The sequence below is a fragment of the Nocardia cyriacigeorgica genome, from assembly GCF_010858045.1.
Lineage (GTDB): Bacteria > Actinomycetota > Actinomycetes > Mycobacteriales > Mycobacteriaceae > Nocardia > Nocardia cyriacigeorgica_E.
Window position 1 is genome coordinate 13,355 of record NZ_JAAGVC010000045.1, and the last position, 14,111, is coordinate 27,465.

Annotated in this window: 13 protein-coding genes; 7 read left to right on the plus strand and 6 right to left on the minus strand. The window is 69.0% G+C overall.

Going from position 1 to position 14,111, the window contains the following annotated elements; genetic code table 11:
* Window positions 1–48: 48 nt before the first annotated feature.
* Complete coding sequence (asnB, locus tag GV790_RS25130; RefSeq protein ID WP_163816749.1) at window positions 49–1,992, plus strand: asparagine synthase (glutamine-hydrolyzing); 1,944 nt, start codon at window positions 49–51, stop codon at window positions 1,990–1,992.
* Between the two features lie 224 nt (window positions 1,993–2,216).
* Here the strand turns inward: asnB and GV790_RS25135 are convergent, their stop codons facing one another.
* Window positions 2,217–3,188 (minus strand): carbohydrate kinase family protein, encoded by a 972-nt coding sequence (locus GV790_RS25135; RefSeq protein WP_163816751.1) that lies wholly within the window; start codon window positions 3,186–3,188, stop codon window positions 2,217–2,219.
* A gap of 99 nt (window positions 3,189–3,287) precedes the next feature.
* Window positions 3,288–3,638 carry a HesB/IscA family protein gene (locus tag GV790_RS25140; protein ID WP_014350070.1) on the minus strand — a complete coding sequence of 117 codons (351 nt, stop codon included), beginning with the start codon at window positions 3,636–3,638 and terminating at the stop codon, window positions 3,288–3,290.
* A 195-nt stretch (window positions 3,639–3,833) separates the two neighbouring features.
* Here GV790_RS25140 and GV790_RS25145 point away from each other — a divergent pair, with 195 nt between their 5' ends.
* The 5 genes from GV790_RS25145 (at window position 3,834) to GV790_RS25165 (ending at window position 8,771) form a co-directional block, all read left to right on the plus strand.
* Window positions 3,834–4,502, plus strand: coding sequence for a DUF3043 domain-containing protein (locus GV790_RS25145; RefSeq protein WP_036535178.1), 669 nt, complete (start codon window positions 3,834–3,836; stop codon window positions 4,500–4,502).
* A gap of 263 nt (window positions 4,503–4,765) precedes the next feature.
* Window positions 4,766–5,725: a helix-turn-helix domain-containing protein gene (locus GV790_RS25150; RefSeq protein WP_163816753.1), complete on the plus strand. Its 960-nt coding sequence runs from the start codon at window positions 4,766–4,768 to the stop codon at window positions 5,723–5,725.
* A gap of 173 nt (window positions 5,726–5,898) precedes the next feature.
* Window positions 5,899–6,444: a bifunctional adenosylcobinamide kinase/adenosylcobinamide-phosphate guanylyltransferase gene (locus tag GV790_RS25155; RefSeq protein ID WP_163816755.1), complete on the plus strand. Its 546-nt coding sequence runs from the start codon at window positions 5,899–5,901 to the stop codon at window positions 6,442–6,444.
* Between the two features lie 304 nt (window positions 6,445–6,748).
* Window positions 6,749–7,849, plus strand: coding sequence for a nicotinate-nucleotide--dimethylbenzimidazole phosphoribosyltransferase (cobT, locus tag GV790_RS25160; protein ID WP_163816757.1), 1,101 nt, complete (start codon window positions 6,749–6,751; stop codon window positions 7,847–7,849).
* Between the two features lie 172 nt (window positions 7,850–8,021).
* Window positions 8,022–8,771 carry an adenosylcobinamide-GDP ribazoletransferase gene (locus GV790_RS25165; protein ID WP_163816760.1) on the plus strand — a complete coding sequence of 250 codons (750 nt, stop codon included), beginning with the start codon at window positions 8,022–8,024 and terminating at the stop codon, window positions 8,769–8,771.
* Between the two features lie 132 nt (window positions 8,772–8,903).
* On the opposite strand, the gene GV790_RS25170 is transcribed toward GV790_RS25165, so the two are convergent.
* Window positions 8,904–9,971, minus strand: a complete 1,068-nt coding sequence (locus GV790_RS25170) for a HEAT repeat domain-containing protein (protein ID WP_163816762.1) — start codon at window positions 9,969–9,971, stop codon at window positions 8,904–8,906.
* A 177-nt stretch (window positions 9,972–10,148) separates the two neighbouring features.
* Here GV790_RS25170 and GV790_RS25175 point away from each other — a divergent pair, with 177 nt between their 5' ends.
* Complete coding sequence (locus GV790_RS25175; protein ID WP_163816764.1) at window positions 10,149–10,862, plus strand: MBL fold metallo-hydrolase; 714 nt, start codon at window positions 10,149–10,151, stop codon at window positions 10,860–10,862.
* A 54-nt stretch (window positions 10,863–10,916) separates the two neighbouring features.
* On the opposite strand, the gene GV790_RS25180 is transcribed toward GV790_RS25175, so the two are convergent.
* From GV790_RS25180 to GV790_RS25190, 3 genes are all read right to left on the minus strand, one after another.
* On the minus strand, window positions 10,917–12,017 hold the full coding sequence (locus GV790_RS25180) for a branched-chain amino acid aminotransferase (RefSeq protein ID WP_163816765.1): 1,101 nt from the start codon (window positions 12,015–12,017) through the stop codon (window positions 10,917–10,919).
* 77 nt (window positions 12,018–12,094) lie between these two features.
* A complete protein-coding gene (gene gcvT / locus GV790_RS25185; RefSeq protein ID WP_163816767.1) occupies window positions 12,095–13,195 on the minus strand; it encodes a glycine cleavage system aminomethyltransferase GcvT in 1,101 nt (366 codons plus the stop codon).
* A 240-nt stretch (window positions 13,196–13,435) separates the two neighbouring features.
* Window positions 13,436–14,044 carry a GNAT family N-acetyltransferase gene (locus tag GV790_RS25190; RefSeq protein ID WP_163816769.1) on the minus strand — a complete coding sequence of 203 codons (609 nt, stop codon included), beginning with the start codon at window positions 14,042–14,044 and terminating at the stop codon, window positions 13,436–13,438.
* Between the last annotated feature and the right edge of the window lie 67 nt (window positions 14,045–14,111).

A 14,111-nucleotide genomic window follows, 5' to 3' on the forward strand; every position in this document is an offset into this window, starting at 1 on the left:
GAACCGAATCGGCGCGGTCCCGACCACAGGAAAGAGGTTGCCGGCACCGTGTGTGGACTGCTCGGATTTCTGACGTCTGACAAAGCAGCGCCCGACACGGTGGAGCAGGTGTACGACGCCCTGCACTGCGGCCGCCACCGCGGCCCGGACGAGCGCGGGACCTGGCACGACGAGCACGTGATCTTCGGTTTCAACCGGCTGTCGATCATCGATATCGAGCATTCGCATCAGCCGCTGCGCTGGGGCCCGGCCGACAACCCGCAGCGTTATGCCCTCACCTTCAACGGTGAGATCTACAACTACCTGGAGTTGCGCGAGGAGCTGGCGCGCGAGCACGCCGCCGAGTTCCCCGACGGCGCCATGTTCGCCACCGAGGGCGACAGCGAATCCATCGTCGCGGCCTTCCACTATTGGGGCCCGGACGCGGTGCGCAGGCTGCGCGGCATGTTCGCGTTCGCGATCTGGGATACCGAGACCGAGCAGCTGTTCCTGGCCCGCGACCCGTTCGGCATCAAGCCGCTGTTCCTGGCCACCGGCCCCGGCGGCACCGCGTTCAGCAGCGAGAAGAAGAGCCTGCTGGAGCTGCTGCCTGCGATCGGCGCGGGCGATGAGCTGGATCCGCGCGCGCTCGAGCACTACACGGTGCTGCAATACGTGCCCGAGCCGGAGACGCTGCACGCGGCCGTCCGCAGGCTGGAGTCCGGTAGTTACGCGATGGTCCAGCCCGGCGAGGAGCCGAAGACGGTCCGCTACTTCGAGCCGAAGTTCCGGGTGAAGCCGTTCGCGGCCGGCTCCGAGCAAGCGCGGTACCGGGAGATCGCCGCGGCGCTGGAGGACTCGGTCGCCAAGCACATGCGTGCCGACGTGACCGTCGGTTCGTTCCTGTCCGGCGGCATCGACTCCACCGCCATCGCCGCGCTGGCCATGCGGCACAACCCGAATCTGATCACCTTCACCACCGGGTTCGAGCGGGAGGGCTATTCGGAGGTCGATGTCGCCGCCGAGAGCGCCGCAGCGATCGGGGCCCGCCATATCGTCAAGGTGGTCTCCCCCGCCGAGTTCGCCGCCGCCATCCCCGAGATCGTCTGGTATCTCGACGATCCGGTGGCCGACCCAGCGCTGGTGCCGCTGTATTTCGTGGCCAAGGAGGCCCGCAAGCACGTCAAGGTGGTGCTCTCCGGCGAGGGCGCCGACGAGCTGTTCGGCGGCTACACCATCTACCGGGAACCGTTGTCGCTGAAGCCGTTCGAGCGACTGCCGCGCGGGCTGCGCAAGCTCGCCGGCAAGCTGTCGGACCGGATTCCGGAAGGCACCCGCGGCAAGAGCCTGCTGCACCGCGGATCGCTGACGCTGGAAGAGCGCTACTACGGCAATGCCCGCAGCTTCAACGACGCCCAATTGCGTGCGGTGCTGCGCGAGTTCCGGCCCGAATGGACCCATCAGGACGTCACCGCGCCGATCTACGCGAAATCGCGCGGCTGGGATCCGGTGGCCCGGATGCAGCATCTGGACCTGTTCACCTGGCTGCGCGGCGACATCCTGGTCAAGGCCGACAAGATGACGATGGCGAACTCGCTGGAGCTGCGCGTGCCGTTCCTGGATTCGGAGGTCTTCGCGGTCGCCGAGCGGATTCCGTTCGAGCAGAAGATCACCAAGGACACCACCAAGTACGCGCTGCGCCAGGCCCTCGAAGGCATCGTGCCCGCGCACGTGCTGCACCGCGCGAAGCTGGGTTTCCCTGTGCCACTGCGGCATTGGCTGCGCGGCACCGAACTCTACGACTGGGCCCAGCAGCAGATCGCCGAATCGCAGACCGATCACCTGCTGGACAAGGCCGCGATCACGAAGATGCTCGAGGCGCACCGGGCAGGCACCTCCGACCACAGCCGCAGGCTCTGGACGCTGCTGGTGTTCATGGTGTGGCACGGGATCTTCGTCGAGGACCGGATCAAGCCGGAGATCCAGGAGCCGACGTATCCGGTGTCGTTGTAGTCGCCGACCGCTGAAATCGCCGAATGCCCCGCTCTGTTCGAGCGGGGCATTCGTGTGTCAGAAGTTCCGGTGGGACCGAATCCCGCCGCCACAGCGGGGCGATTTCGATCCCTCGATCGCGCCGACGCGGCGATCGCGCGAACCGCGTTGCGAGCTGGTGCGGACATCCACGACACGCTCATGCGAGAGTCGGCGTCTCGAGCTGGCGTGGCGGGAGCCGTCTCTCAGCGCAGCAGCGGTTCCAGTTCGGCGGCCGATTCGGGGCCGTAGGCCTGGGTCAGGCGCTTGAGGGCGTCATCGGGGTCGAGGCTCCATTCCTGGGTGCCGACGGTCTCCAGCACCAGGACCGCCACCAGCGAGCCCAGCTGGGCGGCGCGTTCCAGGCTCAGGCCTGCGGTGTGGCCGGTCAGGAAGCCGGCGCGGAAGGCGTCACCGACGCCGGTCGGGTCGACCTTGGCGTTCTCCGGCACCACACCGACACGAACCTCGGTGCCGTCGCGGTCGACCACGAGCACCCCGTTCTTGCCGAGGGTGGTGACCCGGATGCCGACGCGCGCGGCCACTTCCTCCTCGGTGAGCCCGGACTTCTGCTTCAGCAGACCCCACTCGTATTCGTTGGTGAACAGGTAGGCGGCGCCGTCGATGAGCTGAACGGTCTGATCGCCGTCGAGGCGGGCCAGCTGCTGGGAGGGGTCCGCGGCGAAGGGAATGTCGAGCTCACGGCATTCGGCGGTGTGCCGCAGCATCGCCTCGGGGTCGTTCGCGCCGACCAGCACCAGGTCGAGGGTGCGGTCCTCGACCAGACCCGCGATGGAGATGTCCCGGGCCTCGCTCATCGCGCCCGGGTAGAAGGAGGCGATCTGGGCCATGTCCTCGTCGGTGGTGCAGACGAAGCGCGCGGTGTGCGCGGAATCGGAGATGCGCACGGCCGAGCAGTCGACACCGTGGGATTCCAGCCACTGCCGGTACTCGCTGAAATCGGCACCGACGGCGCCGAGCAGCAGCGGGTTCCGGCCGAGCAGGCCCATGGCATAGGCGATGTTGCCGCCGACCCCGCCGCGACGGATCACCAGATCGTCGACGAGGAAGCTCAGCGACACATGGTCGAGCTGATCGGCCAGCAGGACGTCGGCGAACCGCCCGGGAAAGCGCATGAGATGGTCGGTCGCAATGGACGCGGATACGGCAATGGACACGTAGCTGAACCCCTCTGGAGGCGGCAAAAGGCGAAGACCTGGACCGGAGTCCGGGTCTTCACCGTATCAACTACGTGTCCGTTGAAGGAACAACTGAGATCAGTTGAACGAATCGCCGCAGGCGCAGGAACCGGTGGCGTTGGGGTTGTCGATGGTGAAACCCTGCTTCTCGATGGTGTCGACGAAGTCGATCGAGGCACCCTGCACGTACGGGGCACTCATCCGGTCGACCGCGAGGGTGACGCCACCGAAATCGACGGTCAGATCGCCGTCGAGCGAACGGTCGTCGAAGAACAGCTGGTAGCGCAGGCCCGCGCAACCACCCGGCTGCACGGCGATCCGCAGTGCCAGGTCGTCACGACCCTCCTGGTCCAGCAGCGCCTTCGCCTTCGCGGCGGCTGCGTCGGTGAGCGTCACACCGTGGACTTCGGTCTCGTTCTGCACTGTCATGAACTCTCCTAAGGACAGCTGTGGTCATCCCGTGAACAGCGCACGGCTCGTCGGGAGTCAACACCACCGGGCGGGCTGCTATTCCCATCTTGCCACCTTCTCCGCCTGCGCTGGACCCGACCCGGGTGACCCCGCCCACGTGTGTCGAGCAGACCGCATTTCCGGCCGTGGCATATATCGAATAGCCTGGTTGCTGTGAAATTGTTCCGCCGCGGCGACTCCAGCACCACCGACGAGCCCGCCGACCGCACGACCGCGGACGGCGATCCCGCCGCGAGTTCCGCGCGGCAGGCCGCCACCGCCACCGCGGGTAAGGGCCGTCCCACCCCGAAACGTCGTGATGCCGAAGGCAGGCGTCGCGGCCCGGTCGCACCCGCCCCGCTCACCGCGAAAGAGGCCCGTGCCCGGCGCAAAGCCACCAGGGGCAACAAGGCCGAGCGCAAAACGGCCGCCGCCGAGCGCCGCGCCGCCGCCCAGGACCGGCGCGCCCGCATGCTGGCCGGCGAGGACAAGTACCTGCTGCCGCGCGATCAGGGCCCGGTGCGCGCGTTCGTCCGCGATATCGTCGACGCCCGCCGCAACCTCGTCGGCCTGTTCATGCCGATGGCGCTGGTGCTGATCCTGTCGATGTTCGCCGCACCTGCGCTGCAATCGATCGTGACCTTGGCCATGCTGGTCATGATGCTGTTCATGGCCATCGAGGGCGTGATGCTCGGCCGTATCGTCAACAACCGGGTCCGCGAGCGGTTCCCCGATTCCACCGACACCGGGTTCCGGCTCGGGTGGTACGCGTTCGTGCGCGCCTCACAGATCCGCAAGATGCGGGCACCGAAGCCGCGGGTGGGTCCGGGCGACGCGGTCTGAGGATTCGCCATACCGTCAGCGGTGCGGCGCTCGTGATCGCATTGCCGCGAGTTCCTCGCGTGCCCGTTGGACGTCGCGATCGATGACGTCCGTCGAGCCCACTCGCCCGAAGCCGAGCCATCCGATCGCCGCTACGAACGCTGCCAATGCCACCAGGGTTATCACCAATCCAGCCATGGCAGTAATTGTTCGCCCGCCGATATACGGCCGAAAGTGGCAGTACTGACATCCTTCATCAATATTCGGCCAGATAAACTGACGGCATGCTGTCGAAGGTCGCCGTCGTGCTCTCCGAACGGCTGGCCATGTTCGAGTTCGGGGTGATCTGCGAGGTCTTCGGCCTCGACCGCACCGCCGACGGCCTGCCCGGATTCGACTTCCGGGTGTGCGGGCGGGATCCCGGTACACCGCTGCCCGCCACCTCGCCGGGCATCACCGTCACGCCGGAATACGGACTCGGCGAACTCGCCGCCGCCGATCTGGTGGCGATTCCGGCCTTCCCCGCCACCACCCACCACGACCCCGTCGTCGTCGACGCCGTGCGCGCGGCCGCCGACGCCGGCGCCATCGTGCTCACCGTCTGCTCCGGCGCCTTCCTGGCGGGTGCCGCGGGTTTGCTCGACGGACGCAAATGCACCACCCACTGGCGCTACGTCGACCAACTCGCCGCGCAATTCCCGGAAGCGACCGTCGACCCGGACGTACTGTTCGTCGACGAAGGCAACCTCATCACCAGCGCGGGCACCGCCGCCGGCATCGACGCCTGCCTGCACCTGGTGCGCCGCGAAATCGGCAGCGCCGCGGCCAATGGCATCGCCCGCCGCATGGTCGTGCCGCCCCAGCGCGACGGCGGCCAACGCCAATTCATCGAACGCCCCGTCCCCGAATGCGCCTCCGACAGCCTGCGCGAGACGCTGGAATGGATGCAGCACAACCTCGACCTCCCGCACACCGTGGAGTCCCTCGCTGCTCGCGCGACCATGTCCACCCGCACCTTCGCCCGCCGCTTCGCCGCCGAAACCGGCACCACACCGGTCAAATGGCTGACGACGCAGCGCGTCCAGCTCGCCGAACATCTCCTCGAGGACACCGACCTCGGGCTCGAGCAGATCGCCACCCGCGCCGGATTCGGTTCGGCCGCCTTGCTGCGTCACCACTTCCAGCGCGTGGTCGGGATCGCGCCGACGGAGTACCGGCGCCGCTTCGGTGGTGGGACGCGGTAGTGCTGCGGTTCACGCCGCGTCGGCAGGCGCGCCGGACCGCACCCGTGATCACGAAGTGTCCGGGACCACGACATCGGCGCGCCGAATCGACGCTGTTGCTGAACTGAGCCCCTGTCGAGCAGGAGGCTTCCGAGCGGCGTCCACGCCCTCGTGCGAGTTGGTAGCGTGCACGGGTGTCAGCCACGCCGCAATCGTCTCCCGCGCGGCGCACCCTCGTACTCGGGGGCGCGCGATCGGGGAAATCGGCACACGCGGAATCGCTGGTTGCGGGTGGTCCGGTGCGCTATATCGCGACAGCGATCCCTGACCCCTCGGATGCCGACTTCGCCGAGCGCATCGCCAAGCATCGCGAGCGACGCCCCGCCGACTGGCTGACCGTCGAAAATGCCGACGCCGCAACAGTTCTCGCAGATCCCTACCCCGGCGCCACGCTGATCGACGACATCGGCACCTGGCTCACCGCGCGCCTCGACGCCCGCAGCGCCTGGGAGCAGCCGCGCGGTACGGTCTCCCCCGACACCGACGCCCTCGTCGCCGCCGTCGCCGCGTACCGGGACCGGCTCGTCATAGTCAGCCCGGAAGTCGGCATGGGCGTCATTCCGGCCACGCGTTCCGGGCGCCTGTTCCGCGATGAGATCGGCACCCTCAACCAGCGCCTCGCCCAGGTGTGTGACGAAGCGGTCCTCATCGTCGCGGGGCTGCCGCTGCGTTTGGGATGAGCCGCCTCGTCGCCGCCGGCCTGGTGGCGCCGCATGTTCGGCGATTACCAGCACCCACCGGCTAGTGGCTCAGGTGTGCGACGACGTAGTTCCCACCGTCTCGGAGCTGCCACTGCCATTGGGGCGAGGGAGAGCCGTCCCGGTAGCCGCTCCGGTCAGGCTCGGCCAGATGGGATCGGCGCTCTCGATCAGCAGTCGGCAAGGCCTGCGACGAGGCCGTAGTCGACGCCGCTGGGCGCGACCCCCGCACCGCAACGGGCGGTGGGTGACAGATGATCACCGCCGGGCAAGATGGTGCGCAGTGATGGATGCGCGACCGGAGGAGCTCGGCACAGTGGAACAGGGATTCGGAGTGGTTGCGGCGCCGGACGCACAGGTTCGGGCGGCGGCGCAGCTGCGGCAGACCCGGCTCACCAAACCCGGTGGGGCGCTGGGACGGTTGGAAACCCTGGGCAACTGGGTCGCCGCATGCCAGGGCGTCTGCCCGCCGAAGCAGTTCGAGCGCGCGCGGGTCGTGGTGTTCGCCGGGGATCACGGGATCGCACGGCACGGCGTTTCGGCGTACCCGAGCGAGGTGACCGCGCAGATGGTCGCCAACTTCCTCGGCGGCGGGGCCGCGGTGAACGCGGTGGCGCGGGTGGCCGACGCGACGGTGCGGGTGGTCGATATGGCGGTGGACGCCGACACCGATCCGGGCATCTCCCAGCACAAGGTGCGCCGGTCCAGCGGCAGCATCGACCGCGAGGACGCCCTCACTGCCGACGAGGTCACCGCCGCCCTGGCCGCGGGGCGCGCCATCGCCGACGAGGAGATCGATGCGGGCGCCGACCTGCTCATCGCCGGCGATATGGGCATCGGCAACACCACCCCGGCGACCGTGCTGATCGCCACCCTCACCACGACCGAGCCGGTGGCGGCGGTCGGGCGCGGCACCGGCGTCGACGACGCGGGCTGGATCCGCAAGGTCGCCGCCATCCGCGATGCCATGCGCCGAGCGCGGCCGGTCGCCAAGGATCCGGTCGATCTGCTGCGGGTCGCGGCGGGAGCCGATATCGCGGCCATGGCGGGTTTCCTGGCGCAGGCCGCCGCCCGCCGCACCCCCGTCATCCTCGACGGACTCGTCGTCACCGCCGCCGCGCTGGTCGCCGAAGACCTCGCCGCCGGCGCACGCGAGTGGTGGCTGGCCGGGCACCGCTCCACCGAACCCGCCCACGCCCTCGCCCTCACCAACCTGCGCCTGGAGCCGCTGATCGATCTCGAGATGCGCCTCGGCGAAGGTTCCGGCGCCCTCACCGCCCTGCCGATCCTGCGCGCCGCAGTGGCCGCTCTCGCCGACATGGCCACCTTCGACGAGGCCGGGGTAAGCACCTCGGATGCCGCATCCACCGTCGACCTGCATAAATGACGAGCCGAACGCGCCCACACACGCTGAAACGGCTGCCGCGCCGATGGGCCGCCACCGCCAACCTTCTTCGCGTGGGCTCGCCTCATCCCCCGGCGGCAACCTTGTCGGGCACCGGTGATCACCGACCATTCCGCAGTCACCTGAGCACCCGGCTCTCGACGGAGCCGACCCCATGATCGGGCCGCGCCTGGCGTTCTCCTGGCTGACGGTTCTCCCGGTGCGCGGACCCGACACCGTCGACCGGAAGGCCGCCGGTATCGCCATCGCCTGGGCCCCGGTCGTCGGGGTCGTGCTCGGTTCGCTGGCGTGCGCGGTGCTGTGGCTGGGCACGACCGCCGGCGCGAGCGCGCCGGTCGCCGGACTGCTCGCCGTCGGAGTGCTCGCGCTGAGTACCCGGGGCATGCATCTGGACGGGCTCGCCGACACCGCCGACGGACTCGGCAGCTACGGCCCGCCCGAGCGGGCCCGCGAGATCATGAAGAGCGGCAGTGCCGGACCGTTCGGCGTCACCGCCATCGTGTTCGCCATTGGCCTGCAAGCCTTCTCCTTCGCCGCGCTCGCCGACGCGCAGCGCTGGTTCGCGGTGGTCCTGGCCGTCGCGCTCGGCCGGGTCGCGGTGGTCGCCGCCTGCCGCACGGGAATCACCGCCGCGCCGGGCACCGGGTTCGGTGCACTGGTCGCGGGCACCCAATCACCGATCACCGTGGGGCTCTGGGCGCTGGTCGCGGTGCTCGCCACCTACTCCGCCGTCCCCGATCACCGCTGGCTCGGCCCGCTCGTCGTGCTGCTCATCGCGCCGGCGGTACTGCTCCTCGTCCATCACTCCCTGCGCCGTTTCGGCGGGCTCTCCGGCGACGTCCTCGGCACCGCCATCGAAACCACCACCGCCCTCACCGCCCTCGGCTTCTCGCTGGGAACCTGACACGGTGCCGGATCGCCGTCCGGCGGCCGACGAGCGTGCACCACCCGCACGCACCTCTTCGATGAAGAGACCCGCACGCGGTGCACAGGGTCAGGGCCGCCAGGTCACCGTTCGACCCGCGACACGCTCGGCTCAATACCACCGATATCGCGTGCCCACCGGCCGCTTGTGGAAGTGGGCGGCGCCGGCGGTCAAGTCGGTCACGAGGTCGGCCGCGAGCTGTCTGACCTCGGGGTCCGCGTCGTCTTCGGCTCGTTCGGTCAGGTACGTGACGGCGGGCGCGCGATCGTCGGCGTACTGCGCATCGTCGGCGAGGTCGACCAGCAACTGTGCGCGCACGTCGGAGTCGGGATCATCCATGGCACGGCGGAGCAGGAGCGCCCCCACCTGGGGGAGATCGGTGTGGCCGGCGAGGCGTTCCCAGGCCGCACCGCGCACGATGGCTGCCGAGTCGGCGACGGCGACCTCGCGAAGGATCTCGATATCGCGCAACAACTCGGTACCGCGGATCGCTTCGGCGTCGTCGAACTCCGCTCCCCAGCAGCCGAGCGCCCCGACGGCGCAAGCCCGGACCTCATCCGCCTGATCGGTGTGCGCGAGGCGGCGCAGCACTGCTTTCGTATCGTCGTGCCCGGCCAGCCCCAAGCGGGTGACGACGGTTCGTCGCACCGAGTCGTCGGGATGCTGCTCGGCGATCTCACCCAGCAGCGCACGGACCTCGGCGATCTCGGGGAAATCGTCGAGCAGCATCAGCGCGTATCGCCGGCTGTCGGCGCAGGGATCGGCGGCGACGTACTCGTGCAGCCAGGCGATCGCCTCGGGGTCGTCGGGCCATGGCCGGAAGCCCTCGTGAGTGGCTGCCACCAGCGCCCGGAAGGCTGTCCGACGCAGCTGCGGGCCCTCGTCGGTGGCGATCAACGTGTACAGCGCCCGGGTCGTCGCGGCATCTCGGGCGCAGCGGCGCTCCGACAGCACATCGACCGCGGCGGCGCGGACACTCGCGGCCGGATCCGCGAGAGCATCGCGTAAGAGGTCGATGCCGGCACACTCGTGAACCACGTCCCACGAGCCGTCAGCGTTTCTGCCCAGCGCTCCGAGTTCCCGCAGCGCCGTCGCCCGCAGCTCCGGGTGTTGTTCGGTGGTGATCACCTCACGCAATGCGGCAAGTGTGTGATGATCGTCCTCGGCTGGGTGCGGCACAGCGCGATCCTAGTCACGACCGGTGACACGATGCGGCTCACCAACCCCCGGCGCACAACCGTCCCAGCCACCGCCGGCCGCCTCACCTGGGTGGATCTCCAATTCGGCCGATCGTACGGTGTCGAATAGGCCAGTTGGCCTGACACCGCCGATGGCCTTGGCCCTACAGTGACGGGTATGTCAGCCGAGCGCCTGTACTTTCGTCAGCTGTTGTCCGGACGGGATTTCGCCGTTGGTGATCCCATCGCGACACAGATGCGCAATTTCGCCTATCTGATCGGCGACCGGGAGACCGGTGAGTGCGTGGTGGTCGATCCGGCGTATGCCGCCGGTGAGCTGGCCGATATCGCCGAGAACGACGGACTGCGGCTGACCGGGGTACTCGCCACCCACCATCATCCCGATCACGTCGGCGGCACCATGCTCGGCTTCACCCTGCGGGGGGTGCGTGAGTTACTCGAAAAGACCAGCGTCGCAGTGCATGTCAACAACCAGGAACTTCCGTGGGTCGCCAATGTCACCGGGATCGCGCCCAGTGAGCTCACCGGTCACGACCACGGCGACAAGGTGAGCGTCGGCGCGTTCGACATCGAGTTGCTGCACACCCCCGGCCACACGCCCGGCAGCCAGTGCTTCCTGTTCGACAACCGCTTGATCGCCGGCGACACGCTGTTCGTGGACGGGTGCGGGCGCACCGACTTCCCGGGCGGTGATTCCGAGGCGATGTTCCGCAGCCTGCGCTACCTGTCCGAGCTGGACGGCAATCCCACGGTCTATCCCGGCCACTGGTACAGCCAGGACCCGAGCGCCGCACTCGACACGATCCGCGCGAACAATTACGTGCTGCGGCCGACGTCGCTGGCCGAGTGGCAGGCGCTCATGCCCGGCTGAGCAGCGCTCCGGCCGGTGCCGCACGCAGCGCTCCGGCCGGATTCGGCCGCACCGTCACAGACGGCGCATCCACTGGTGGATATCGGCGAAGGTACCGCGCTGGATTCCGGTGAGGGTCTCGCGCAGCGTCATGGTGACCTCGCCCGGCTCACCGCCGCCGATGGCGAACTCCTCGTCACCGGAACGCACCCAGCCGACCGGCGTGATGACGGCGGCCGTGCCACAGGCGAAAACCTCGGTGATTTCACCGGATTCGGCGCCCTTACGCCATTCCTCCACCGAGATCTTGCGCTCTTCGACCTGATAGCCGGAGTCGGCGGCGAGGGTCAGCAGCGAGTCGCGGGTGATGCCCGGCAGCAGCGAACCGGACAGTTCCGGCGTCACCAGACGGGCCTCCGAGCCGGACCCGAAGACGAAGAACAGATTGTTGGTGCCCATCTCCTCGACGTAGCGGCGCTCGCAGGCATCCAGCCACACCACCTGGTCGCAGCCCTTCTCGGTGGCCTCGGCCTGGGCCAGCAGCGAGGCCGCGTAGTTGCCCGCCACCTTCGCCTCGCCGGTGCCACCGGGCGCGGCGCGCACGTATTCGGTGGACAGCCACACCCGCACCGGCTTCACACCGCGCGGGAAGTAGGCGCCGGCGGGCGAGCCGAGCAGCAGGTACTTGTAGGCCGCGGCGGGCTTCACGCCGAGGCCGGACTCGGTGGCGAACATGAACGGCCGCAGATACAGCGACTCCTCGCCGCCTGCCGCGGGCACCCAGCGCTCGTCGACCTCGAGCAGCTGGCGCACCGATTCGATGAACAGCTCCTCCGGCAGTTCCGCCATCGCCATCCGGCGCGCGGAGCGACGGAAGCGGGCGGCGTTGGCGTCGATCCGGAAGCAGGAGACGCCGCCGTCGGGCTGCCGGTAGGCCTTCAACCCTTCGAAGATGGCCTGCCCGTAGTGGAACACCATGGTCGCCGGATCCATCGACAGTGGGCCGTAGGGCTCGACGCGGGCGTTGGTCCAGCCCTCGGCCTCGGTGTAGTCGATGGAGACCATGTGATCGGTGAAGTACCGGCCGAACCCCGGTGCCGTCAGTATCTCCTGTACCCGCTGCTCCGGAAGCGGCGCCGGATGCGGAATACGGGTGAACTGTGCAGCAGCGGTCATACCGCGATCTTATCGGTCGAGGTTTCGCCGCTTTTCGGCGCGTTTGTTTGCGCCTTGCGGCAGTCGGTCGGAGCCGGCTATTTCGCCTTGACTTCGACGAACGGCGGCCGGACCACCTCGCACCGCAGCCTGCGCCCGCGCACGTCCACCTCGACCTCGGCGCCCGGTTCGAGCGCGGCCTCGGTATCGAGCAGGGCGAGCGCGATACCCACCTTCAGCGACGGCGAGAACGTTCCCGAGGTGGTCTCGCCCACGACCGCGTCCCCGAGCAGCACCTGCTGGCCCTGCCGGAGCACCCCACGATCGAGTGCCTTCAGCCCCAACAGGATTCGCTTCGGCCCGGCCGCCTTCTCCTGCTCCAGCGCGGCCTTGCCCCAGAACTGCGGTTTCTTCCAGCCGACCGCCCAGCCGACGCGCGCCTGCACCGGGGTGATCTCGGTGGACAGCTCGTGCCCGTGCAGCGGGTAGCCCATCTCGGTGCGCAGGGTGTCGCGGGCGCCGAGCCCGGCGACCTGACCGCCGGCGGCCTGGACCTCGCGCACCAGAACGCGGAACAGCGGTTCGGCGTCGGCCCAGCGCGGCAGCAGCTCGTAGCCGTGTTCGCCGGTGTAGCCGGTGCGGCAGACCCGTACCGGCCGCCCGTCCCACTCGGCGTCGGCGTAGGCCATGTATTCGAGGTCGGTCGGCAGGCCGAGCGCGGTGAGCACCTCGGTGGAGCGCGGGCCCTGCACCGCGAACACCGCGTAGTCGCGGTGCTCGTCGGTCACCGTGATGGCGTCGGGAGCCACCTTCCGCATCTCGGCGACCACCGTCGCGGTGTTGGCGGCATTGGGGACCAGGAAGATCTCGTCGTCGCCGACGTAGTAAGCGATCAGATCGTCGATGACGCCGCCGTCCTCGGTGCAGCACAGGGTGTACTGCGCCTTACCCGGCTGGATCCGACCCAGATCGTTGGTCAGGGTCGCGTTGACGAACTCCGCGGCGCCCGGCCCGCGCACCGTCGCCTTGCCCAGATGGCTGACGTCGAACAGCCCGACCGTGGTCCGCACCGCCTGATGCTCGGCCACCGTCCCCGCATACGACACCGGCATCTGCCACCCACCGAACGGCGCGAAACTCGCCCCGAGTTCGACGTGGAGATCATGGATCGGCCCTTGCAACAGGTCAGCGTCGCTCACCCGGCGAGCTTAACCCGCGCGAGATGCCCGCCCGCCCGGTGCATCGGCACGGCCGTTCGGACACCCCATCCGTTCGACAAGAGCAAGGCCGCAGTCCGCCAGATCGCCCACCGCACGCTCGGTGCGGCCATCGTGATGATCGAGGCGCTGCCGTGACCGACGCCCGCGCGGGCAGAGCGGGCAGAACAGCGACCGGCAGGCACCGGCCGAGCCGCAGCCCCCGGCCGTCCGGCTGCGCGATCAGGGGCGGAACCACATCGGGATCAGCGTCGGCCCGTTCTCCGGCAGCGGATGGGTGGTGCCGGTGGCCTCGAATCCGCAGCGCTTGTACAGCCGCGACGAGCGTTCGGTGCTGGCCTCCAGGAACGCGGGCATCTGCTCGGCCGAATACACCGTCAACCGATCGCCGATGATCGCGGCGCCTGCACCTTTACCGCGATGTTCGGGCACGGTGACGATCACCTGGAGGTACCGATGCGGGAATTCCCGCGGGTGTTCTTCGGCGAGCAGCGCCGTCAGCGTTTCCAACCGGCGCGCGATGCTGAGGTCCGGCGCCTGCTGCCGCATCGCCCGCGCCTCCTCCGCATCGGCCAGGAACCGCTCCGGCGAGGTGACGTGCTGCCAGATCGACACCGCCCAGATGTCGTCGCCGGAGCCCGCGATCCAGATCTCGTCCTCTTTCAGGCCGCGGTCGATGATCATCGGCACGTGCTGGTCGATGAACGGTTCGATCGGATGCCCCTCCAACACCCACGCGGTCACCGCCTCGTCCGAGCACTTGCCGAACGCCTCGATCACCGGATCCCGATCCGCTTCGGTCGCCCGACGCACCGTCAGCGTGTCACCCATGACTAATTCCTCCCGCTGTGAACAGTGTCTTCGGTTGCCAAAGTAGAACGACACCAACGCCCTTGCC

Excerpts from the sequence above, each read along its gene's own strand:
- GV790_RS25140 (WP_014350070.1), bottom strand. The coding sequence starts at position 3,638 with ATGACAGTGCAGAACGAGACCGAAGTCCACGGTGTGACGCTCACCGAC.
- GV790_RS25150 (WP_163816753.1), top strand. The coding sequence starts at position 4,766 with ATGCTGTCGAAGGTCGCCGTCGTGCTCTCCGAACGGCTGGCCATGTTC.
- cobT (WP_163816757.1), top strand. The coding sequence starts at position 6,749 with ATGGATGCGCGACCGGAGGAGCTCGGCACAGTGGAACAGGGATTCGGA.
- GV790_RS25165 (WP_163816760.1), top strand. The coding sequence starts at position 8,022 with ATGATCGGGCCGCGCCTGGCGTTCTCCTGGCTGACGGTTCTCCCGGTG.
- GV790_RS25175 (WP_163816764.1), top strand. The coding sequence starts at position 10,149 with ATGTCAGCCGAGCGCCTGTACTTTCGTCAGCTGTTGTCCGGACGGGAT.
- GV790_RS25180 (WP_163816765.1), bottom strand. The coding sequence starts at position 12,017 with ATGACCGCTGCTGCACAGTTCACCCGTATTCCGCATCCGGCGCCGCTT.
- GV790_RS25190 (WP_163816769.1), bottom strand. The coding sequence starts at position 14,044 with ATGGGTGACACGCTGACGGTGCGTCGGGCGACCGAAGCGGATCGGGAT.